Annotated in this window: 23 protein-coding genes; 20 read left to right on the top strand and 3 right to left on the bottom strand. The window is 64.5% G+C overall.

Going from position 1 to position 22478, the window contains the following annotated elements; translation table 11 throughout:
• The first annotated feature begins 33 nt into the window (after positions 1-33).
• Entirely contained in the window at positions 34-648 is a 615-nt protein-coding gene (locus J1C52_RS13925) for a TetR/AcrR family transcriptional regulator (RefSeq protein ID WP_227428548.1), read from the top strand.
• Positions 641-1018, top strand: a complete 378-nt coding sequence (locus J1C52_RS13920; protein ID WP_123644104.1) for a hypothetical protein — start codon at positions 641-643, stop codon at positions 1016-1018. Before J1C52_RS13925 ends, J1C52_RS13920 begins: the two co-directional genes overlap by 8 nt.
• On the opposite strand, the gene J1C52_RS13915 is transcribed toward J1C52_RS13920, so the two are convergent.
• Positions 997-1410, bottom strand: coding sequence for an RrF2 family transcriptional regulator (locus J1C52_RS13915; RefSeq protein WP_123644105.1), 414 nt, complete (start codon positions 1408-1410; stop codon positions 997-999). The genes J1C52_RS13920 and J1C52_RS13915 overlap by 22 nt on opposite strands.
• Positions 1411-1528: 118 nt before the next feature.
• Here J1C52_RS13915 and J1C52_RS13910 point away from each other — a divergent pair, with 118 nt between their 5' ends.
• Genes J1C52_RS13910 through J1C52_RS13875 form a run of 8 tightly spaced genes read left to right on the top strand, consistent with a single transcriptional unit; the run spans position 1529 to position 7574 of the window.
• Positions 1529-2011: a hemerythrin domain-containing protein gene (locus J1C52_RS13910; RefSeq protein WP_227428547.1), complete on the top strand. Its 483-nt coding sequence runs from the start codon at positions 1529-1531 to the stop codon at positions 2009-2011.
• A 7-nt stretch (positions 2012-2018) separates the two neighbouring features.
• Positions 2019-2552, top strand: a complete 534-nt coding sequence (locus J1C52_RS13905) for a DUF2478 domain-containing protein (protein ID WP_227428546.1) — start codon at positions 2019-2021, stop codon at positions 2550-2552.
• Positions 2549-3235, top strand: a complete 687-nt coding sequence (locus tag J1C52_RS13900) for a 5-formyltetrahydrofolate cyclo-ligase (protein ID WP_227428545.1) — start codon at positions 2549-2551, stop codon at positions 3233-3235. Before J1C52_RS13905 ends, J1C52_RS13900 begins: the two co-directional genes overlap by 4 nt.
• The gene (gene ubiT, locus J1C52_RS13895) at positions 3232-3759 is read left to right on the top strand and encodes a ubiquinone anaerobic biosynthesis accessory factor UbiT (RefSeq protein WP_095590942.1); all 528 of its coding nucleotides are present in this window, start codon (positions 3232-3234) and stop codon (positions 3757-3759) included. The genes J1C52_RS13900 and ubiT overlap by 4 nt, the downstream gene beginning before the upstream one ends.
• The gene (gene ubiU / locus J1C52_RS13890) at positions 3756-4754 is read left to right on the top strand and encodes a ubiquinone anaerobic biosynthesis protein UbiU (protein ID WP_168624908.1); all 999 of its coding nucleotides are present in this window, start codon (positions 3756-3758) and stop codon (positions 4752-4754) included. The genes ubiT and ubiU overlap by 4 nt, the downstream gene beginning before the upstream one ends.
• Positions 4745-5671, top strand: a complete 927-nt coding sequence (ubiV, locus tag J1C52_RS13885; protein ID WP_227428544.1) for a ubiquinone anaerobic biosynthesis protein UbiV — start codon at positions 4745-4747, stop codon at positions 5669-5671. Before ubiU ends, ubiV begins: the two co-directional genes overlap by 10 nt.
• A gap of 20 nt (positions 5672-5691) precedes the next feature.
• A complete protein-coding gene (locus J1C52_RS13880) occupies positions 5692-6897 on the top strand; it encodes an NnrS family protein (RefSeq protein WP_227428543.1) in 1206 nt (401 codons plus the stop codon).
• An 11-nt stretch (positions 6898-6908) separates the two neighbouring features.
• On the top strand, positions 6909-7574 hold the full coding sequence (locus J1C52_RS13875; RefSeq protein WP_227428542.1) for an NnrU family protein: 666 nt from the start codon (positions 6909-6911) through the stop codon (positions 7572-7574).
• 3 nt (positions 7575-7577) lie between these two features.
• On the opposite strand, the gene J1C52_RS13870 is transcribed toward J1C52_RS13875, so the two are convergent.
• Both J1C52_RS13870 and J1C52_RS13865 read right to left on the bottom strand, forming a co-directional pair.
• Positions 7578-7889: a carboxymuconolactone decarboxylase family protein gene (locus J1C52_RS13870; protein ID WP_095590947.1), complete on the bottom strand. Its 312-nt coding sequence runs from the start codon at positions 7887-7889 to the stop codon at positions 7578-7580.
• Between the two features lie 11 nt (positions 7890-7900).
• Positions 7901-8599 carry a cyclic nucleotide-binding domain-containing protein gene (locus J1C52_RS13865; protein WP_050930795.1) on the bottom strand — a complete coding sequence of 233 codons (699 nt, stop codon included), beginning with the start codon at positions 8597-8599 and terminating at the stop codon, positions 7901-7903.
• Between the two features lie 256 nt (positions 8600-8855).
• Here J1C52_RS13865 and J1C52_RS13860 point away from each other — a divergent pair, with 256 nt between their 5' ends.
• The 10 genes from J1C52_RS13860 (at position 8856) to J1C52_RS13815 (ending at position 22237) form a co-directional block, all read left to right on the top strand.
• Positions 8856-11579, top strand: coding sequence for a nitrate/nitrite transporter (locus tag J1C52_RS13860; protein ID WP_227428541.1), 2724 nt, complete (start codon positions 8856-8858; stop codon positions 11577-11579).
• Between the two features lie 64 nt (positions 11580-11643).
• Positions 11644-15402: a nitrate reductase subunit alpha gene (locus tag J1C52_RS13855; protein WP_227428540.1), complete on the top strand. Its 3759-nt coding sequence runs from the start codon at positions 11644-11646 to the stop codon at positions 15400-15402.
• Complete coding sequence (gene narH, locus J1C52_RS13850; protein WP_050930785.1) at positions 15399-16925, top strand: nitrate reductase subunit beta; 1527 nt, start codon at positions 15399-15401, stop codon at positions 16923-16925. Before J1C52_RS13855 ends, narH begins: the two co-directional genes overlap by 4 nt.
• Positions 16925-17629, top strand: a complete 705-nt coding sequence (gene narJ / locus J1C52_RS13845; RefSeq protein WP_227428539.1) for a nitrate reductase molybdenum cofactor assembly chaperone — start codon at positions 16925-16927, stop codon at positions 17627-17629. The genes narH and narJ overlap by 1 nt, the downstream gene beginning before the upstream one ends.
• A gap of 1 nt (position 17630) precedes the next feature.
• Positions 17631-18416, top strand: a complete 786-nt coding sequence (gene narI, locus J1C52_RS13840) for a respiratory nitrate reductase subunit gamma (protein ID WP_123644115.1) — start codon at positions 17631-17633, stop codon at positions 18414-18416.
• A gap of 5 nt (positions 18417-18421) precedes the next feature.
• Positions 18422-19216 carry a peptidylprolyl isomerase gene (locus J1C52_RS13835; RefSeq protein WP_227428538.1) on the top strand — a complete coding sequence of 265 codons (795 nt, stop codon included), beginning with the start codon at positions 18422-18424 and terminating at the stop codon, positions 19214-19216.
• A gap of 20 nt (positions 19217-19236) precedes the next feature.
• Positions 19237-19806, top strand: coding sequence for a hemerythrin domain-containing protein (locus tag J1C52_RS13830; RefSeq protein WP_227428537.1), 570 nt, complete (start codon positions 19237-19239; stop codon positions 19804-19806).
• On the top strand, positions 19796-20428 hold the full coding sequence (locus tag J1C52_RS13825) for a carbonic anhydrase (RefSeq protein WP_227428536.1): 633 nt from the start codon (positions 19796-19798) through the stop codon (positions 20426-20428). The genes J1C52_RS13830 and J1C52_RS13825 overlap by 11 nt, the downstream gene beginning before the upstream one ends.
• Positions 20425-21702 carry a gephyrin-like molybdotransferase Glp gene (gene glp / locus J1C52_RS13820; protein ID WP_227428535.1) on the top strand — a complete coding sequence of 426 codons (1278 nt, stop codon included), beginning with the start codon at positions 20425-20427 and terminating at the stop codon, positions 21700-21702. The genes J1C52_RS13825 and glp overlap by 4 nt, the downstream gene beginning before the upstream one ends.
• 13 nt (positions 21703-21715) lie before the next feature.
• Positions 21716-22237, top strand: a complete 522-nt coding sequence (locus J1C52_RS13815) for a DUF2478 domain-containing protein (protein WP_168624901.1) — start codon at positions 21716-21718, stop codon at positions 22235-22237.
• Positions 22238-22478 lie beyond the last annotated feature (241 nt).

Raw genomic sequence — 22478 nt, 5'->3', positions numbered from 1 at the left:
TGTTAGTGAGTTATAACTAACAAGAGGTGACTCATGTCGGGCCGTCAAAGTGCTGAAGAGAGAAAGGCGCAAATTGTGGCCGAGGTTCTGCGACTGGCCGACGAGATCGGACCCGACCGGCTGAGCACCACAGATGTCGCGCGGGCCATCGGCCTCAGTCAGCCTGCGATCTTCCGGCATTTCCCCACCAAGGGCGCGCTCTGGCTGGCGGTGGCCGAGGATATCGCTGACCGGTTGCAGAGTTACTGGGCTGCGGCCGAGGCAGGGGCCACCGGGCCGCACGAACGCCTGAAAGCGCTGATCGGTGCGCAGCTGTCAGCCATATCCGAGACGCCAGCCCTGCCGTCGATCCTGTTCTCGCGCGAGTTACAGGTGGACAATCCAGCGCTGCGCGAGGTGTTTCGCAAGCTTCTAGGCGTGTTCCAGGGCCGTCTTGTCGCCGCGATCAGGGAACTTCAGGCGGCGGGTCACCTGCGCCGGGACGTCATCCCAGAGGATGTCGCCATCCTGCTGACGTCGCTGGTGCAGGGTGTCGCCATCCGCTGGACACTCGGCGCCCGGGGCTTTGCGCTCGTGCCTGAGGGGTTGCGGCTGTTTGACGTGCAGATGGAACTTCTACGCGCAAAGGAGGGCGCTTGCGATGCCTAGAACCAGTCTGACGCGCCGCATAGCGGGCGGTGTTGCGATTGCCTTTGGCGTGCTGACCGTTTTCTCTGGTGGCCGAACATTGCTCGGATCAGCCGACATGGGGGCGGTCGTACCCTTCGTGCTGTGGTTCAACACGCTAGCCGGGCTTGCCTATGTCGTCGCGGGTCTCGGCCTGTGGCAGGGGCGGCGATGGGCCTGGCCCCTATCGTTCGCGATCTTCGCCGCAACGTTGCTGGTTTTCGCGGCGTTCGGCCTGCATGTCGCCCGAGGTGGAGCCTTCGAGATGCGTACCGTTTACGCCATGGCCCTGCGCAGCGCGGTCTGGGGCTGGATCGCGTGGGTGGCGCGTCAGGCGTTTTCCGGTCGGTAAACGCAATCGGCCAGGGTGCTGCGGTTGAGGTCGGCGACAAACGCCGCCTCGGCATGGGCTAGCCGCGCTTTCAACCGACATTGCGGGGTCAGGGTGCAGCTGTTGGTGCCGACCGCGAAGCATTCCACCAGAGCCTGATCGGCTTCAAGCAACGCCACCACATCGCCCAGGCGAATGTCCTCGGGCGCGCGGGCAAGCATGGCGCCGCCGCCGCCGCCGCGCCGGGTCTCCAGAAGACCTGCCGCGGCAAGTGCCGAGATCACCTTGGCCAGATGGTTGCGGGAGACACGGAATTCATCGGCGAGTTCCGACGTGGTGAAGGCCCGGTCGGGTGCGCCCGCCATCCGCATCAGAACGCGCAGGCCGTAATCGGTGAAGGAGGTGAGGCGCAAGGTCGCGATCCTGATTTGGTAGTTGAAATGCGCATTCACGAGCGGTATGCGTATCTCAAATACCAATTCGCTGCGGCCCACGCAAGGACCGGGCGACGCGCGAGGGAAAGGACCCGCAATGAAAGACCTCCCAGAAACGGACGTGCCTCAGGAGACCGGCGCGCTGATCGATCACATCCTGACGCGCTATCACGAGATGCATCGGGAGGATCTCGCCTCGCTCGTACTGCTCGCCGACCGGGTCGAGCGGGTGCACGCGGACGATCCCGAGGCGCCCACGGGGCTCGCCGCGGCCATCCGGACGCTCGCCGGGGAGATGGAGGATCACATGATGAAGGAGGAGATGATCCTGTTTCCGGCCATGCGCGCGGGCGGCGGGCCGGGCATCGAGCACCCCATCGCGGTAATGCGCGCCGACCATGACGATCACGCCGAAAACATCGCGCTAATCCGGCGGCTCACCTGCGATCTGACACCGCCCGAGCACGCCTGCGGCTCCTGGCGCTCGCTCTATGGCGGCCTGACGACGCTGTTCGACGACCTTGCTGCGCATATCGCGTTGGAAAACAACGTGCTGTTCCCGCGCTTCGAGCAGGCTTGAGGCGAAGATGCGGCTTGCGGGAGTGACAGTCGGGGGACGCGGCGGGACGGATCGTCTTATGGACGCGGTGGCTGACCGGCTAACGCAGGACGGCGTCCGGCTGGTGGGTGCGTTGCGCGCGGCCTCGCCCGATGCCGGATCGGGATCGTGCGACTGCGATCTCTGGCTTCTGCCCAACGGGCCGCGCTGGCGCATCACGCAGGATCTCGGACCCGGCGCCACCGCCTGCCGGATGGATGCGGGCGCCTTCGAGGAGGCCGTCGGGCTGGCGATGTCGCGGCTTCGGGCCGGCCGGGCAGACCTCGTGATCCTCAACAAGTTTGGCCTGAGCGAGGCAGAGGGGCGCGGCTTCCGCGCGCTGATCTCCGAGGCGCTTGCCCGCGGCGTTCCTGTCCTGACGGGTCTCTCCGAAACCCACAGGGCCGCGTTCGACCGCTATGCCGATGGCATGGCGACGATCCTCACACTGACCGAGGCTGCCGTCATGGACTGGTGCAACGCCGCTGTCGCACCTGTGGCCGAGGAAGGTGCGTGTCCATGAGCGGACAGGGAGCCTATGCCTCGCCCCCCTGCATGGCGGCGGAGGTGGACCCGACCTATTTCGATCCGCTTGGCACGGATGTGCAGCAGGCGCGTGACGTGGCGCGCTGGCGTCGAGCCGAGCGGGCAAGGCTGGCCAGCCTGAGGGAGGGGTTGGGCCAGACAGGACGGGCGCATGTGAGCAGTTCTATCTGCAGTCATCTCGAAACGGTCCTCGCCGCGCGCGGGACCCTCCGGGAGACCGTGCTCGCCGGCTACTGGCCGATCCGAGGAGAACCGGATCTGCGCCCGATCCTGTCCGATCTTCACGCGGCGGGCGTCTGTATCGCGCTGCCGGTGGTGGAGACCCCCGCAGCGCCGCTCGTGTTCCGACGATGGATGCCGGGCATGCGTATGCTGCGCGGCCATTGGAACATCCCCGTTCCGCCGCCCGAGGCGGAGGTCCTGACGCCCGACATCGCGCTCGCGCCCTGCCTCGGCTGGGATGCAGGCTGTTATCGGCTCGGCCGGGGCGGCGGCTATTACGACCGGACACTGGCCGCGCTCTCGCCGCGGCCCGTCACCATCGGCATCGCGCTGGCGGCAGCCCGACTGACCACAATCTACCCGCAGCCCCATGACATTCCCCTCGACAGGATCGTGACGGAGAAGGGCGTATCGGGGGAGCGAAAGGACCCATCATGATCCCGACGAGCGAACCAACGGCCCGGTTGCGGCCCGGCGAAGGCGCGATCGCGCGGCTTGCCTGCCTTGTGCTGCAACCGGTCCTGACGCGCGTTGTCCGTCGGGTCGCGGCGCGGCACCCGTCTCTCTTCGCGCGGCTCGGACCGCACCAGGCGACTGACTTCCTGATCGATCCCGTGGAACTGCCCTTTGCGCTGCATCTCCGCCCCGACCCGCAGGCGCTCGTCTTCCGCGCCGTGCCGCGCGATACGGCGCCGCAGGTCGGGGCCACGATCCGCGGGCGGTTCTTGCTGCTTCTGGAACTGATCGACGCCGAGCAGGACGGCGATGCGGCCTTCTTCTCGCGCGATCTGGAAATCAGCGGGGACACCGAGGCCGTCGTTCGTCTTAGGAATGCCCTCGACGACATGGACGGCTCGCTGGCCGAGGAGGCGTCGGCGATGTTCGGGACACCCGGACGGGCGGTTCTCGCACGGTTGCGGCGGGCCTATCCGGATGCCACCAAACCGAGGGAATACGCATGAGCCTTGCCGAACTGATCTGCCCCGCGGGCACCCCCGCCGCGCTGCGCACCGCCGTCGACGCGGGCGCCGATGCGGTCTATTGCGGCTTCCAGGATGCGACCAATGCGCGGAACTTCCCGGGGCTGAACTTCACCCCCGATGAACTGGCCGAGGCGGTGACCTATGCCCATGCGCGCGGCACCAAGGTGTTGCTGGCGCTGAATACCTATCCGCCTGCGGGCAAGGTCGATCTCTGGCGACATGCGGCGGACACCGGCGCGCGCTTGGGCGTTGATGCCTTCATCGTGGCCGACATGGGCGTGGCCGACTACATCGCCCGGATGTATCCGGGCGTCCGGCTGCACCTGTCGGTACAGGCCGCGGCCTCATCGCCCGAGGCGATCCGCTACTATTGCGAGAACTTCGGTGTAAAGCGTGTGGTCCTGCCGCGCATCCTGACAATCCCCGAGATCCGCCAGATCCGCCGCGAGATTCCCTGCGAGATCGAGACCTTTATCTTCGGCAATCACGGGCTGATGGTGGAAGGGCGATGCAGCCTGACCAATTACCTGACGGGTCAATCCACGAACATGGACGGGGTGTGCTCGCCCGCCTCAGATGTGGAATATGTGCGCGACGCTGACGGGTCGATGTCCTCGCAGCTCGCGGGTTTCACCATCGACCGGTTCGGGCCCGAGGAGAAGGCCGGCTATCCCACGATCTGCAAGGGCCGCTACGCCGCGCCCCATCGCCCCGAGGGCTACTACGCCTTCGAGGAACCGATCAGCCTGAATCTGTCGCGGCTCCTGCCCGAATTAATCGAGGCGGGCGTGCATGCTTTCAAGATCGAAGGGCGTCAGCGCTCGAAGAGCTATGTCCGCGGCGTTGTGCGTGCGTTCCGCGCAGCGGTGGATGACATCAAGGCCGGACGCGAGGCAAACATCGCCGACCTAATCGCCCTGACCGAGGGGCAGAAGCAGACCCAGGGCGCCTTCGAGACAAAGAAATGGCGGTGAATACCATGACGAAACTGACGCTCGGCCCGATCGCCTACCACTGGTCCGCGGATGCACGGCGTGACTTCTACGCCCGCATCGCGGATGAGGCGCCCGTCGACGAGGTTTATCTGGGCGAGGTGATTTGCTCCAAGCGCGCGCCCTTCCACGAGGCAGACCTGCCGGCCACGATCGAGCGGTTGGAGCGCGCAGGCAAGACCGTGATCCTGTCAACGCTGGCCGAGGTGATGCTGAAACGCGAGCGCAAGGCAACCGAGGATCTGGCCGCGATGGACACGCCCGAGATCGAGGTGAACAACGCCGCAGGGCTTTACGCGCGCGGTAAGCGTCCGCATCGGATCGGCCCCTTCATGAACGCCTACAACGACGCGACGATAGCCTGGATGGCCGGGCAGGGCGCGACCCATGTCTGCCTACCGGCCGAGATGCCGGCCCCGGCCATTGCAGCCGCGGCGCAGGCAGCAGTTGCGTTGGGCCTGGGTGTCGAGGTGCAGGTTTTCGGCCGCGCGTCTCTGGCTGTGTCAGCGCGGTGCTATCACGCCCGCGCGCACGGCCGCACCAAGGACAACTGCCAGTTCGTCTGTGAAGAAGACCCCGACGGCATGCCGCTCCGCACCCGCGACGACCGGCCGATCCTGCGGGTGAACGGCATCCAGACCCTGTCGGAAAGCTATGTCGACCTGCTCCCCGAAGCCGCCCGTCTGATTGCCGTTGGCGTCACGCACCTGCGGCTGATGCCACAGGCCGTGGACATGGTCGCGGTAGCGCAGGTGTTTCGCGATGTGCTCGATGGGCGCGTGCCGACAGGCGAGGCCGATGCCCGCCTTGCGACGCTGAGCGGGGATGCGGGCCTGAGCAACGGTTTCTATCATGGCACGGCGGGCTACCGCCGCATTGCCGCCGCGGCGCCGGCCTGAGCGCGCAAGGGACGCCACAAATGACCTCGACCGCCGAACAGATGCGCGCCTGGACCGGACCCGCGATCCTGACCTACGGGTTCCGCCCGTTCTTTTTCGGTGCGGCGGTCTGGGCCGTGCTGGCGATGGTGTTTTGGGTGCCGATGCTGTCAGGGCACCTGATGTTGCCCACAGCCTTCGACCCCGTGTCATGGCACGCACACGAGTTCCTCTACGGTTATCTCGGCGCCGTCGTCGCGGGCTTTCTCCTGACTGCGGTGCCAAACTGGACGGGGCGCCTGCCTATCGTCGGCTGGCCGCTGGGCGGACTGGCGGCTCTGTGGCTCGTGGGGCGCGTGGCTGTGATCTTTTCGGCGGGGTTGCCGGGGCTGCTGGTGGCGGCGGTCGACCTTGCCTTCCCGGTCGTACTGGCCACGGTGATCGGGCGCGAAATCGTGGCGGGCCGGAACTGGCGCAATCTGATCGTGCTGGGGATGCTCGCGGTCTTTGCCCTCGGTAACGCGCTGTTTCACTGGGAGGCCGCGCGAGGCGAGTATGCCGCGCAAGGTTACGGCCTGCGACTAAGCCTGGGCGCGGGCGTGATGATGATCGCGGTCATCGGCGGCCGAATAGTGCCGTCCTTCACCCGTAACTGGCTGGTGAAGCGGCGCAGCGCCGTACTGCCCGCAGCGCCGATGCAGCCCTTCGATAAGGGGGCGCTGGCGGCTCTTCTGGTGGCGCTTGGGCTGTGGGTCGTGCTGCCTCTCGGGACGCCGACCGGGCTGGCCCTTGTGCTGGCAGGCGTGTTGCACGCCCTGCGATTGGCCCGTTGGGCCGGACACCACACCTTTGCCGAGCCGCTGGTGACTGTGTTGCACGCAGGCTATGCCTTCGTGCCGTTGGGGGCCCTGGCATTGGCCGCAGAAATCTTGGCTCCCGGGTCCTTCGGAATGGCGGGCGCGCAGCATTTCTGGATGGCGGGGGCAATCGGCCTGATGACACTGGCGGTGATGACACGCGCCACGCTTGGTCATACCGGGCAGGACCTGCGGGCGGGAGCAGGGACCGTCATGATCTATCTGGCCCTGATCCTGTCCGTATTCGCGCGGGTCGCTGGGGGCGTATGGCCCGAATTTTCCAGCCCGTTGCACACGGTGTCCGGGCTGTCGTGGATCGTCGCCTTCGGCAGCTTTGCGGTCATTTACGGCGGGCTTTTGCTACGTCTGCCCGCCGCCAAGCGGGTCTGAGGCGCGCACCGATGGGATGGTTCGAGTTCGCCCTCGCCTATGTCGTGTTCTTCCTGTCGCATTCCTTGCCCGTGCGCCGGCCGTTGCGGCCTCGGCTTCAGGCTCGACTAGGCGCTTCCGGCTTCACACTGGCCTATTCTGTCCTGTCGCTGGCGGTACTTTCCTGGTTGATCGGGGCGGCGGGTCGCGCACCGCATGTTACCCTTTGGGATTGGGCCCTATGGCAGGTCCATGTCCCACTGACGGTCATGGGGCCGGTCTGCCTGATCCTCGCGCTGTCCATCGGCCGGCCCAACCCGTTCTCGTTCGGCGGGGCGCGCAACGATCTGTTCGATCCTGCACGGCCCGGAATCGTCCGCTTGTCGCGTCACCCGCTGCTTCTGGCGTTGGCGCTTTGGGCGGCGGCCCATGTCGTGCCCAACGGAGATCTGGCCCATGTGATCCTGTTCGGTACCTTCGCCGCCTTCGCGCTGCTGGGAGGCCGACTGATCGACCGGCGCAAACGCCGCGAGATGGGGCCAGAATGGCAACGGATGCTTGATCGCGGAGCGGAGGCGCCGCTCCTCTTGGCGTCCCTGTCGGGGGGCACTCTCCTACGGCTTGCGGCAGGCGTTGCGCTTTACGGGGCGCTGCTCTGGGCGCATCCATTGCTTTTTGGGGTCAGCCCGCTTCCCTGAACGTCAATCCTTGATGTCTTCGATCCAGGTCTTTGCGGCGACGGCACGAGGCAGGCCAAGCGGGCCGATGGCCAGCATCGCAACCTGCATGATCGCCTCAGCCTCAATCCCCTCCGATCTGGCGCGCCGGGTGTGGGAATGGACCGCGCCTTCGGAGCCCGCGCCAATCGCGAGGGCGAGCTTGACGAGGCGCTTCTCGCGGTCTGTCAGGGGGCCGCAATCGGCCGTTGCCTTGCCCAAGGCAGCATAGGCCTTCCAGACATCAGGGTGTTCCTCGGCGAGATCTCCGGCGGCGCCGGGCATGGATTTGGTCATCTGTCAGTCCCTCAGGTTGAAAAGTCATCAATCAGTGGATTTGGTTTCGCAAAGCGCTCAAGGTCCGCCTGATTGTCGATGGAGATGCGCGTGCCGGTCACGGAAACGCCATAGGGCTGCAGGCCCTTGAAGGCGCGGCTGAGATTTTCAGGGGTCATGCCCAGCACAGAGGCCAGGCGCCGCTTCTCGAAGTCCAGCTCGAACGCAGCCCCACCTCCCGCGTGCCTTTGTTGCCTCAGTAGGTAGTTCGCGAGCCGCTCGAGCGAGGTTCTGAGTTTCAGATCCTTTTGCGCCTTGATGACCGAGCGATAGCACTGCGCCAGTTCCGTGACGATCGCACGGGCAAAGTTGCTGTCGGCGTCGAAGATCGCGCGCACGTCCTGACTAGGGATCAGCGCGATCCGGCTTTTCTCCAACGTGCGGGCCGACATCAGGTAGGGCGCATCCTTGATGGTCGCGGCAAGAATGAAGGTCGAGATCGGGCGGACGGTCGCCATGCTGGTCTCTCGGCCATTCCAGGTCGAAAACAGATCGACCGAGCCCGAAACGACGATATGAAGAAAATCGCTCGGTTCTCCTTCAGTGATCAATTCGATCTGTGCAGGGAAATTCTGCACATAGGCGCCCCGCATCAAGGATGTGAAATTATCATCCGCCATCTGCGCAAAGAGATCGAGTTTTCGAATATCCCGGTATTCGGAATCGGGCATGTCGGTCCCCCTTCGACTTTGCGCGCTTAACAATTGTCACCAAATCAATTGATATATGTCAACCCGTCGGTTGACCTTCGCGACCGCAGCCTTGATCTGCGCCCGCTCATCGGATGACATATTTCTGTAAGCCATTTATTTCGTTAGCATTTTCTCAGTTTTGTGATCTAGATCAAGTCATGAGCGTCGCTGTGGCGTCAGGTCTGGCACTGATCCCCACGCAGGGGTGAAAGACCCTTTTTGCCGGAGACCCGCCATGCAGACCGTTGCAACAGCCTCACGCGCCGATCAGACGCGCGCCTTGAGCCTGAGCACGATCGCCTTCACCGCCTGTTTCGCGGTCTGGACGATCTTTTCCATCATCGGTGTCGCCATCAAGGCCGAGCTTGGCCTGAACGACACCCAGTTCGGCCTGCTGGTCGCCACCCCGATCCTGACCGGATCGGTCACCCGCCTGTTCCTGGGCGTCTGGACTGAGAAGTACGGCGGGCGGCTGGTGTTCTCGAGCCAGATGATCCTGACGGCGCTGGCCACATGGGCGCTGACGCTGGCCGACAGCTATATCATGTATCTGATCGCGGCCCTCGGCATCGGCCTCGCGGGCGGGTCGTTCATCATCGGCGTCGCCTATGTCAGCCGCTGGTATGACGCAGGCCACCAGGGGACCGCGCTGGGTATTTTCGGTGCGGGCAACGTCGGCGCCGCGGTCACCAAGTTCGTCGCTCCCTTCGTCATGGTCGCCTATGGCTGGCACGGTGTGGCCTATGTCTGGGCCGCGGGGCTCGCCATCATCGGCGTGCTGTTCTTCCTGCTCGCCAAGGACGACCCTGAGCTGGTCGAGCGGCGCAAGACAGGGGCGAAGGCACCGTCGCTGGCGCAGCAATTCGCACCGCTGAAGAACCTGCAGGTCTGGCGCTTCTCGCTCTACTACTTCTTCGTCTTTGGTGCCTTCGTCGCGCTGGCGCTGTGGATGCCGCACTACCTGATCGACGTCTACGGAATCGACGTGCGCTTCGCGGGCATGGCGGCGGCGTCGTTCAGTCTGTCGGCTTCGCTCTTTCGCGCATACGGCGGCCATCTCAGCGACAAGTTCGGCGCGCGCCGGGTCATGTACTGGACCTTCGGCTTTTCGCTGCTGTTCCTGTTCATGCTGAGCTACCCGCCCACGGACTACGTCATCCAGGGCAAGGACGGCGCCATCGCCTTCTCGACGCAAATGGGTCTTTGGCCCTTCATCGTCACGCTCTTCGCTCTGGGCTTCTTCATGAGCCTCGGCAAGGCGGCGGTCTTCAAGCACATCCCGGTCTACTACCCCAAACATGTGGGTGCCGTCGGCGGGCTTGTCGGCATGATCGGGGGCCTTGGTGGGTTCGTCCTGCCGATCGCCTTCGGCGCACTCCTCGATCTCACCGGCATCTACACGTCATGCTTTGCGCTGCTCTTCGGACTGGTCGCCATCGCACTGACCTGGATGCATCTGTCGATCCGCGCGATGGAGCGCGCCGCGCATGGCGAAGTGCTCGACCAGTTGCCGCAACTGCCCGAGATGCAGGACATTCACCACCCCGAACGCACCGCCATGCCGCGCGTGCTGGAGGACTGGCGGCCGGAGGACCAACAATTCTGGGCCGAAAAGGGCCGTGCCGTTGCACGCCGGAACCTGTGGATCTCGATCCCGGCGCTTCTGCTGGCCTTCTCGGTCTGGATGGTGTGGTCGGTGGTCGTGGCTCGCTTGCCCGCCATCGGGTTCGACTTCACCCCGGGACAGCTGTTCTGGCTGGCGGCCTTGCCGGGCCTGTCGGGCGCAACGCTCCGCATCTTCTACAGCTTCATGGTGCCGATCTTCGGTGGGCGGCTGTGGACGACGCTGTCGACCGCTTCGCTGCTGCTGCCCGCCATGGGCATCGGATATGCGGTGCAGAACCCCGACACGCCTTACCTGATTTTCCTCGTCCTGGCCCTTCTGTGCGGCTTTGGCGGCGGCAACTTCGCCTCGTCGATGGCCAATATCGGCTATTTCTTCCCGAAGGCCGAAAAGGGCAACGCACTGGCGCTGAACGCGGGGCTGGGGAACCTCGGCGTGTCGGTCATGCAGTTCCTCGTGCCCATCGTCATCACGGCGGGTGTCTTCGGGGCACTTGGCGGGCAACCGCAGACCATGTCCGACGGCGGTCAGCTGTGGATGCAGAACGCAGGCTTCGTCTGGGTGCCCTTCATCCTCGCAGCGACCATAGCGGCCTGGTTGGGCATGAACGACATCGCAGATGCACGCGCCAGCTTTGCCGACCAGGCAGTGATCTTCGGACGCAAGCAGAACTGGTTGATGTGCATCCTCTACACCGGCACCTTCGGCAGCTTCATCGGCTACTCGGCGGGTTTCCCTCTGCTGACGCGCCTGGCCTTTCCCGAAGTGAACGCACTCAACTACGTGTTCCTTGGGCCGCTCGTGGGGGCGCTGAGCCGCGCTGCCACCGGCTGGATCTCGGACAAGTTCGGGGGCGGTCGCGTGACCTTCTGGACTTTCGCCCTGATGATCGTCGCCACCTTCGGTGTGATCAGCTTCCTTGGATTGGGCTCCTTCGTCGGCTTCTTCGCCTGCTTCATGGCGCTCTTCTTCCTGACCGGTGTCGGCAACGCGTCGACCTTCCAGATGATCCCGGTGATCATGGGTCGCGAAATTCCGCGCCTGATGCCGCACTTGGGTGCTGAAGAGCGCAAGCGTCAGATCGCGATGGAGTCCGGCGCGATCGTGGCCTTCACCTCGGCCATCGCGGCTTACGGCGCCTTCTTCATCCCCAAGGCCTACGGGACATCAATCGCGATGACCGGGTCTGCCGTTGGGGCGCTGTGGGGTTTCCTGATCTTCTACGTGATCTGCGTCGTCATCACCTGGGTGGTCTACACGCGCCCCGGCGGCCTTCTCCACGACATCGAACATGGCCGCACGCCGCAGGGCACCGCAGCCCAGCCCGCTGAATGATTCAGTTGATTTCCCGGGCGGCGGAGCTCGCCGCCCGGACCCAGACACCCGAAAGGACAGCCAAATGAGCCATCTGCTCGACAAACTGAACTTCTTCCAGAGCAAGGAACTGGAGCAATTCTCCGACGGTTGGGGTCAGACCACCCGCGAGGATCGCAGCTGGGAAGACACCTACCGGAACCGCTGGCGGCACGACAAGATCGTCCGCTCGACGCACGGGGTGAACTGCACCGGGTCGTGTTCATGGAAGATCTACGTAAAATCCGGGATCGTCACCTGGGAAACCCAACAGACCGATTATCCGCGCACCCGTGCGGGCCTGCCCAACCACGAGCCGCGCGGCTGTGCGCGGGGAGCCTCCTACAGCTGGTATCTCTATTCCGCGAACCGGGTGAAGAACCCGTTGATCCGTGGTGCGCTGATGCGGGCGTGGCGGAAGATGCGCGAGACGATGACGCCGGTGGCCGCCTGGGCCGCGATCCAGGGCGATCCCGCCCTGCGCAATTCGATCAACAAAACGCGGGGCAAAGGCGGCTTCGTGCGGGCCACCTGGGACGAAGCGACCGAGATCATCGCCGCCGCCAACGCCTACACGGCCAAGACCTACGGGCCCGACCGCGTGTTCGGCTTCTCGCCGATCCCGGCCATGTCGATGGTCAGCTACGCCGCCGGTTCACGCTACCTGAGCCTGCTGGGCGGTACCTGCATGTCGTTCTACGACTGGTACTGCGACCTGCCGCCAGCTTCCCCCCAGACCTGGGGCGAACAGACTGACGTTCCGGAATCGGCCGACTGGTACAATGCAGGTTTCCTGATGCTTTGGGGCTCGAACGTGCCCCAGACCCGGACACCCGACGCCCATTTCTACACCGAGGTCCGCTATCGCGGCACCAAGTCGGCCGTGGTCAGCCCCGACTATTCGGAAGCCGCCAAGTTCGGCGACATCTGGCTGAACCCGCAGGCGGGCACCGACGCGGCGCTGGCAATGGCGATGGGTCACGTGATCCTGCGCGAATTCCACCTCGACCGGCAGGCCGAGTATTTCGAGGACTACGCCCGCAAGTATACCGACATGCCGATGCTGGTTCGGCTGGATGAAAAGGACGGCCACCTTGTGCCGGGCCGGATGCTGCGCGCTGACGACTTCGACGGCAAGCTGGGCGAGGCCAACAACCCCGACTGGAAGACCGTCGCCTATGACGAGGCGTCGGGTCAGATCGTGGCTCCGAACGGGTCCATCGGGTTCCGCTGGGGCGAAGAGGGCAAGTGGAACCTCGAAGAGAAAGCGAAGGGCGCTGAAAGCAAGCTGCGCCTCAGCCAGATCATGGATGGCGATCACGATGAGGTCGTAGGCGTTAACTTCCCTTATTTCGGCGGTGCGGCCACGGGCGATTTCGTGAAATGCGATCACCCCGAAGTGTTGACCCGGAACATTCCGGCGCGCCGCGTGAAACTGGCCGACGGATCCGAAGCGCTGGTTGCCACCGTTTTCGACCTCTTCTGCGCCAACTACGGCCTCGACCGGGGTCTTGGCAGTGACTGGGTGTCCAAGGATTTCAACGACGACAGTCCCTACACCCCCGCCTGGGCCGAAAAGATCACCGGCGTTGAGAGGGAGAAAATCATCGCGGTCGCCCGCGAATTCGCAGGCAACGCCGAAAAGACCCATGGCAAGTCCATGGTCATCCTCGGGGCCGGTCTGAACCACTGGTACCACATGGACATGAACTACCGCGGCATCATCAACATGTTGGTGATGTGCGGCTGCATCGGGCAGGAAGGCGGCGGCTGGTCGCACTACGTGGGTCAGGAGAAGCTACGCCCGCAGACGGGCTGGCAACCTTTAGCCTTCGCACTCGACTGGAACCGACCGCCGCGGCATATGAACTCGACGTCTTGCTGGTACGCCCATACCGACCAGTGGCGCTACGAGACATTGCGCGCGGGCGAGATCCTGTCGCCGACCGCACCCGAGGGCGATTGGGACATCAGTCTGATAGACTATAACATCCGGGCCGAGCGCATGGGCTGGCTGCCGTCCGCCCCGCAGCTCAAGACCAATCCTCTGGAAGTCTCGAAAGCCGCAAAGAAGGCTGGGAAGGAGATCAAGGACTACGTCGCCGAACAGCTGAAATCCGGCGATCTGGAAATGTCGTGTCAGGATCCGGACGCCCCGGAAAACTGGCCGCGCAACCTGTTCGTCTGGCGCTCGAACCTTCTGGGGTCGTCCGGCAAGGGGCATGAGTATTTCCTCAAGCACCTGCTGGGCACCGACCACGGGGTGATGGGCAAGGATCTGGGCGAGGAAGGCGGCGTGATGCCGAAGGAGGCCGTCTGGCATGACGAAGCGCCGAAGGGCAAGCTCGACCTTCTCGTCTGCATCGACTTCCGCATGTCCACCACGGCGGTCTATTCCGACATCGTGCTGCCGACGGCGTCCTGGTACGAGAAAGACGATCTGAACACCTCGGACATGCACCCCTTCATCCACCCGCTGCAGGCGGCGGTGGACCCGGCCTATGAGAGCAAGTCGGATTGGGAGATCTTCAAGTCCATCGCCCGGAAATTCTCCGAAGTCGCGCCCGAGGTCCTAGGGGTCGAGACCGACATCGTCCAGCTTCCCCTGTTGCACGACACCGCCGCCGAACTGGCGCAGGCGCATGTGAAGGACTGGAAGAAGGGCGAATGCGACCTGATCCCGGGCAAGACCGCGCCGAACTACATCGCGGTCGAGCGGGATTATCCAAACCTCTACAAGAAGTTCACCTCAGTCGGGCCGCTGCTCGAGAAACTCGGCAACGGTGGCAAGGGGATCAACTGGGACACCAAGACCGAGGTCAAGCATCTGCGCGACCTGAACGGGGTCGTGCTGGACGAGGGCGTGTCCAAAGGCCAGCCGAAACTCGAAACCGCCATCGACGCGGCCGAGATGATCTTGATGCTCGCCCCGGAAACCAACGGCGAAGTGGCCGTGAAGGCCTGGGAAGAGCTGGAAAAGCCCACGGGGCAGCACCATGCCCACCTCGCGGAGGGCGCCCATCACACCAAGATCCGCTTCCGCGATATCGCCGCGCAACCGCGCAAGATCATCTCGTCGCCCACATGGTCAGGCATCGAGAGCGAGGAGGTCTGCTACAACGCGGGCTACACCAACGTCCACGAACTGATCCCGTGGCGCACCCTGACGGGCCGCCAGCAACTCTATCAGGATCACGAATGGATGCGCGCCTTCGGCGAGGGCTTCGTCAGCTATCGCCCGCCGGTGGACCTGAAGACCATCACCGCCGCCGTCAACAACGACGCGGCCGAGGGCAGCCCGCACGTGGTGCTGAACTTTATCACGCCCCACCAGAAATGGGGCATCCACAGCACCTACACCGATAACCTCCTGATGCTGACGCTGAACAGGGGTGGACCGGTGGTCTGGATGTCTGAGGTGGACGCGAAGAAGGCAGGGCTGGTCGATAACGACTGGGTCGAAGCCTACAACACCAACGGCGCGCTGACCGCGCGGGTGGTGGTGTCCCAGCGGATCAAGCAGGGCACGCTGTTCATGTATCACGCGCAGGAAAAGATCGTGAACACGCCCGGTTCGGAAAAGACCGGCAATCGCGGCGGCATCCACAACTCGGTGACCCGCGCCACCCTGAAACCCACGCACATGATCGGCGGCTATGCGCAGCTGTCCTACGGCTTCAACTACTACGGCACCGTGGGCAGCAACCGCGACGAGTTCGTGATCGTGCGGAAAATGAAGAAGATCGACTGGCTCGACAAACCCGCAAGCCGGTCCGCAACCCAGAACGTGGAGGCAGCGGAATGAGAGTTCGTGCGCAAATCGGCAAGGTCCTGAACCTCGACAAATGCATCGGGTGTCACACCTGCTCGGTCACCTGCAAGAACGTGTGGACGACGCGCGAAGGTGTCGAATACGCGTGGTTCAACAACGTCGAGACCAAGCCCGGCACCGGCTATCCGACGGACTGGGAGAACCAGAAGCGCTGGAACGGCGGCTGGGTGCGCTCGGCCTCGGGCAAGCTGCATCCCAAGCAGGGGTCGAAATGGCGGATCCTGGCGAACATCTTCGCCAACCCGGCCATGCCCGAGATCGACGACTACTACGAGCCGTTCGATTTCGACTACGACCACCTGAAATCGGCGCCCGACATGACCGCGTTCCCGACCGCGCGCCCCCGCTCGAAGATCACCGGCGAGCGGATGGAGAAGATCGAGAAGGGTCCGAACTGGGAGGAAATCCTCGGCGGCGAATTCTCGAAGCGGTCTCAGGACTACAACTTCGATCAGGTGCAGAAGGACATTTATGGAGAGTATGAAAACACCTTCATGATGTATCTGCCGCGCCTGTGCGAGCACTGCCTTAACCCCACCTGTTCCGCCTCCTGTCCCTCGGGCGCGATCTACAAGCGCGAGGAGGACGGCATCGTTCTGATCGACCAGGAGAAGTGCCGCGGCTGGCGGATGTGCGTCTCGGGCTGCCCCTACAAGAAGGTCTATTACAACTGGGACACCGGCAAATCCGAGAAATGCACCTTCTGCTATCCGCGGATCGAAAGCGGCCAGCCGACGGTCTGCTCGGAAACCTGCGTCGGGCGCATTCGCTATCTGGGCGTGATCCTTTATGACGCAGACAAGATCGAAGCTGCGGCCAGCGCCGAGCGCGAGACCGATCTCTACGGCGCGCAGCTCGACGTCTTCCTCGACCCGAACGACCCCGAGGTGATCGCCGCGGCGCGCCGTGACGGCGTGCCCGAAGACTGGATCGAGGCGGCGAAGGTCAGCCCGGTCTGGAAGATGGCGATGGATTGGAAGGTCGCCTTCCCGCTGCACCCGGAATACCGGACGCTGCCGATGGTGTGGTACATCCCGCCGCTCAGCCCGATCCAGAACGCCGCTCAGGCGGGCCAGATCGCGATGAGCGACCAGATGCCCGACGTCCGCTCCCTGCGCATCCCCGTCAAATACCTCGCCAACATGCTGACGGCGGGCGACGAGGAGCCCATCGTTCACGCCCTCGAACGCATGTCGGCGATGCGGCTCTACATGCGGGCCCTCAGCGTTGACGGCGTGCGCGACGAGGCGATTGCCGCCCGGGTCGGCATGTCCGGTCGGGTGATCGAGGACATGTACAAGATCATGGCCATCGCCGATTACGAGGATCGTTTCGCGATCCCCACGGCGCACCGCGAACAGAACGAGCATGGCGCCGACATCCGCGGCGGCTGCGGCTTCACCGACGGCAACGGCTGTTCCACCGGCGAGGCGGGCAAGACGACGCTCTTCGGCGGCAAGAAAAAGAAATTCGCCCTTCCGCAGGAGACCTTCTGATGCTGGACCGTTCCCTGAAAGCCCTGTCGCTGATCCTGAGCTATCCCTCGCGGGAACTTCAGGAGGCGATGCCCGAGATCGGGACAATTCTTGGTTCCGATCCCCGCATCGCCGCCGATACACGGGCTGCGCTGCGCTCGTTGACCGATGGTTTCGCAGACGCCGACCTCTACGATCTGCAAGAGAGCTATGTGATGCTCTTCGATCGGTCGCGGACGCTATCGCTCAATCTCTTCGAGCACGTCCACGGCGAAAGCCGGGACCGGGGCGGCGCAATGGTCAGCCTGATCGAGACCTACCGGGAGGGCGGGTTCGAGCCCGCCACCTCGGAACTGCCGGATCATCTGCCGGTGCTGTTGGAATTCCTGTCAACGCGTCCCTTCGCAGAAGTACAGGAAACCTTGGCGGACGCGGCGCACATCCTTGATGCCCTTCGCGCCCGGCTTGTACGGCGCGAAAGCGGATATGCCGCCGTGTTCGCCGCTCTTTCCCAGCTTGCCGACACGCAGGCCGACGCTGAAGCGGTGGCCGTCATGCTGGCCCAGCCGGATGACGACCCGACCGACCTGGCGGCACTCGACGCCGTCTGGGAAGAAACCGAGGTCACCTTCGGCCCCGACCCGAACGCCGGTTGTCCGCAGGTTCGCGACATGCTCGCGGCGATGGACCGGCCGGCCCCCAAACCCTTTAACAGGAGCGCATGATATGTTCGGCGACTTCGACATCAACTTCGTCATTTTCGGGGTCATGCCCTATGTCGCGCTGACGATCTTCCTCGTGGGGTCGATCGTGCGCTACGAACGGGACCCCTTCACCTGGAAGAGTTCATCGAGCCAGCTTCTGCGCCGAAAGCAGCTGATCTGGGGGTCGATCCTGTTCCATGTCGGCATCCTGACCGTGTTCTTCGGTCACCTCGTCGGCCTCTTCACGCCGATCTGGGTGCTGGATGCCATCGGCATTCCCTATGCGCTTAAGCAATGGATGGCGGTGCTGATCGGCGGCCCGGCTGGTATCGCCGCACTGATCGGATCGACCATGCTGATTCATCGCCGCCTGGTCGATCCGCGCATCCGCGTGACATCGACCTTCCCTGACATCCTGATCATGGTCCTGATCTGGCTGCAGCTGGCCATCGGCCTGCTGACGATCACCCAGACGCTGCAGCACATGGATGGCTCGGAGATGGTGCGCTTCATGACCTGGTCGCAGAGCGTGGTCAGCTGGAACATCAACGCCTGGGTCACCGTCGTCGACGTGCACTGGCTCTACAAGCTGCACATCTTCCTCGGTCTCATCATCACGGCGCTGTTTCCGTTCACGCGGCTCGTCCACATCTGGTCCGGGTTCGCGGCCCCCTTCCGCTACCTGCTGACGCGGCCGGGTTACCAGATCGTACGATCGCGGCGGCATCGCCCGCTAGAGGAACGCCGCCGCGCCTATGACAAGGTGCAAGCCAAGCGCGGTCCTACCGCCACGACGCCAGCGGAGTGAGCCAGATGAACGTGGCCCTGTTTCCCGATGTCGTCGTGAACGGCGAAACCATCCCCTCGGCGGCAATCGCCGCCGAGGCCCAGAACCACGAAGCCCCCAAGGACAAGCCGGGCATCGCCTGGCGCAAGGCGGCACAGGCATTGGCCATCCGCGCACTGCTGTTGCAAGAGGCGAAGCGACGGGGGTTGACGGCCGACCCGCTCGAGCTGGCGCCGGGGCGGTTTGAGACGGACGACGAAGCCCTGATCCGCGCCCTGCTGGACGAGGCGCTCGTGATCGCGCCCGTCGGCGAAGATGCCGTGCGCGCGGAATGGGAGAAGGACCCTGCCCGATATCGTTCGGCACCGCTCTGGGATGTTTCGCATATCCTGTGTGCCTGCGATCCGCGCGACGAAGCTGAGCGTGGGCTGGCAGAGGCAAGGGCCGTTGCCCTGCTGGCGCGGCTTGATGGTGACGCCAAGGGGTTCGCCGCTGCAGCCCGCGACAGCGATTGCGGTTCCAAGGCATCCGGCGGTCATCTGGGCCAGCTGGGTCCGGGCGACACCGTGCCCGAGTTCGAGGCGGCGCTGCGCACCCTGACTGAAGAGAGCATCACGCCCGCACCTGTCCTGTCGCGGCATGGCTGGCACATTATCCGCCTGAACGCGACGGCACCTGGGCAGGTGCTGCCTTATGAAACCGTTCGCCCCAAGATCTCGCAGGCGCTGGAGAAAGCCGCCTGGGCCGATGCGTCGAGGGCGTTCGTGGAAAGCCTCGCCGACCGGTCGAGTATCACCGGCGCAAGTCTTGCGCCGATCTGAACCACGCGAAAGGACGTGTCATGCAACCGTCAGAGCCTCTGCTGCGTGGGAGCGGTGAGAAGCCGACGAGCCTGGGCCTGCTTGCTGATCCTCTGGATTTCATCAGCGAAGATCACCTGCGCGAACGTCAAGTTTGCGCAATGATCGACGGGCTGGCAACGGCCGACATTCTCGATCGCCGAGAAGCGACAACGGTGCTGCGGTTTCTAAACGAGGAACTGAATGTCCACCTGCGCGACGAGGCGGAGGACCTGTTCCCGCTTCTTGCCCGGCGCTGCACGGATGAGGATGCGATCGAGGGTGTGATCGACCGGATCAGGGCCGATCAGGATGAGGCGATGCGTCTGCTGCCGGACGTGCGTGCAATGCTGGCCGGGTGCCTCGATAGGGAGGGCGCTCTGTCTGCCAAGGAGCGCGGGGTATTATCCAGGTTTGCGGGCCACGTGCGGCGCCACCTCGTTGCCGAAAACGCGATCCTCTTGCCGATCGCCCGGGTCCGGCTGACTCGGGCCGATCTGCGGGATCTGTCGAAACACATGCGGTCAAGACGCGGGCTGCCAGATTTTCCGGAGACGACCGATGCTGAATGACCTTCTGGCGCGCAACGTGGCGTGGTCGAAACAACGTTACGACGAGGAGCCTGACTATTTCACCCGCCTTGCCGCCCTTCAGGCGCCCGAGTTCTTCTGGATCGGCTGTTCGGACAGCCGGGTTCCGGCCAACGTGGTTGCGGGGCTCGATCCGGGCGAAGTGTTCGTCCATCGCAACGTCGCCAACATCGTTCATTCCTCGGACATGAACCTCCTGTCGGCGCTGGAATTCGCGGTCGATGCTCTGCATGTCCGCGAGATCATCGTTTGCGGCCACTATGGCTGCGGCGGGGTCAAGGCCGCGACCGAGGATCTGCCACACGGTCTCGCCGATCACTGGCTCGAGCCGATCCGGCGCCTGGCCCGCGCTTACGCGGTCGATCTGGGGCGCGAACCCGACCTCGAAGGACAACGTGACCGGCTGGCCGAACTGAACGTCGTCGAAGGCGTGCGGCGTGTCTGCGAAACGCCGATCCTTCAGAGGGCATGGCGTCGCGGGGCTGATGTCCGGGTGCACGGCCTGATTTACGGGCTCAAGGACGGGCGCCTGCGCGATCTCGATTGCAGCATCGGGCCCGGGCATTTCCAGCCTACCCATTCCGCCGAGGAGGCAGCACAATGACCATCCATCAAGCCATCGCGTCACCGGGCTGCGGCTGTGACAGTCAGGACATGCTTCACGCGCTGATCAGCATCGACGAGGCACTGACCCGGATTGCAGGAAATGTAGCACAGGTCGGCCGCACCGAGGCCCTGTCGCTCGACCACGCCTTTGGCCGCATTCTTGCCCAGCCGGTCCGGTCCCGGTCCATGGCACCGGCTTTCGATAATGCGGCAATGGATGGCTATGCAATCGCGACATCGGCCCTGACTGGCGCTGGACCCTGGGTGCTGCCAGTCGTTGCGCGCGTGCCTGCCGGGCAGGCGGTGACGACGCCGGTTGCAGGAGCCGTGGCGGCCCGGATCTTTACGGGCGCGCCAATCCCCAATGGCGCGGACGCTGTCGTGATGCAGGAGGACGTCCTGCGTGACGGGGACGTCATTCATCTGTCGCGCCGACCCGAACCGCGCTTGAACATCCGCCGTGCGGGCAGCGACATGGCCAAGGGTGCGACCGTTCTGGACAAGGGGCACAGGCTCGGCCCGAGGGAGATCGCCGCCTGTGCCGCCGCCGGTGCAGGCATTCTGCGCGTTCGGCGCAAGCTCCGCGTAGCACTGCTTGTCACCGGCGACGAGGTACGCCGCGCCGGGGGCGCGCGTGAGGCCGCCCAGATCTGGGACGTCAACACTCCGATGCTGACGGCAAGCCTTGCAGCTGCGGATGTCGACATCGTCGCCTCGGATCATGGTGCCGACAACCTTGCCGGCCTTGTCCGTCAATTGGGCGACATGTCGGCGCAAGCCGATCTTGTCATCACCACGGGCGGTATCTCGGTGGGCGAAGAAGATCATGTGAAGCCGGCTGTCATGGCATTGGGCGGCGAAACCCTGTTCAGCGGCGTTGCGATCAAACCGGGCAAGCCGGTGTCGGTCGGGCGCATCGGCAAGGCGCACTGGCTTGGATTGCCCGGCAACCCGGTATCGGCCTTCGTCACATGGCAGGTCTTCGGACTGGCGCTAGTCCGTGCCCTGAGCGGCGAGGGACCCGCCCCGACCCGACGGCATGTCGTGATCGCAGGCCCAATCCGCCGCAAGCCCGGGCGCTGCGAACTCCGGCCCGCCAGGCTCGCCGGTTTCGATGCACATGGTCGCGAGGTCGTCGGTTTCGAGGGTGCCACGCATTCGGCCCGTGTCGGGCTGCTCTCTCCAGCGGACGGGCTGATGTTTCTGCCCGCCGACGTCGAATCCCTGCCAGCCGGTGCGCTGGTTGAATTCCAACCTTTTTGCCAATCCTGAAGGAGCCCCGGACATGAAACTCGCCTACACGATGGCGCCCGGACGCGGCGATACGGATCTGGTGCTTGAACGGCTGGCAGCGAACCTCGCAGCCCGGGGCCTCAGATGCTGCGGCACTGTCCAGATCAACAGCGAGCGCGCCGATGCCGGCCCCTGCGACATGGATGTGCGGGTGCTGCCCGATGGTCCCGTTCTGCGCATCAGCCAGGATCTTGGCCCGCAGGCGCGGGGGTGCCGCCTCGACCCTGCCGCGCTTGAAACGGCGGTGGGTCTGGTCAAGGTCAGCCTCTCATCCGGCGCGGACCTGCTGATCGTCAACAAGTTCGGAAAGCACGAGGCGGAGGGGCGGGGGTTCCGCGACGTGATCGCCGAGGCGGTTGCGATGGAGATCCCCGTTCTGGTCGGTCTAAATGCGCTCAACCGACCGGCCTTCGAGAGTTTCGCGGAAGGGCTGGCAGTTCAGCTACCGTCTGATCCCGCGGCGCTGATGGCTTGGGTTAAGGAAGTGACAACGAGGGTTGACGAGGTGGCCTGAGGTCAACCGACGCGCGCGACTTCCCGTCCCTCCTCCCGCCATTCCGGCAAACCGCCCTCCAGCCGCCGTGCGTTTAGCCCGTGGCGACGCAGGGTGGCGGGCCTGATGGGCCTATCGGATCAGGCCCGCCCAGTGCCAGCGGGAGGGGGGCTACTCGACAGCCTCGATGAACCGCCCGTATTCCTCGCTCACTTCCCTGGCATCCACAAAGGCTCGCGCGCGCTCCTCGTCGATGCAGCGG

This window comes from Roseibaca sp. Y0-43, from assembly GCF_020667835.1.
In the GTDB taxonomy this organism is placed as follows: Bacteria; Pseudomonadota; Alphaproteobacteria; order Rhodobacterales; family Rhodobacteraceae; genus Roseinatronobacter.
This window is presented reverse-complemented; position numbering and strand designations above follow the sequence as displayed.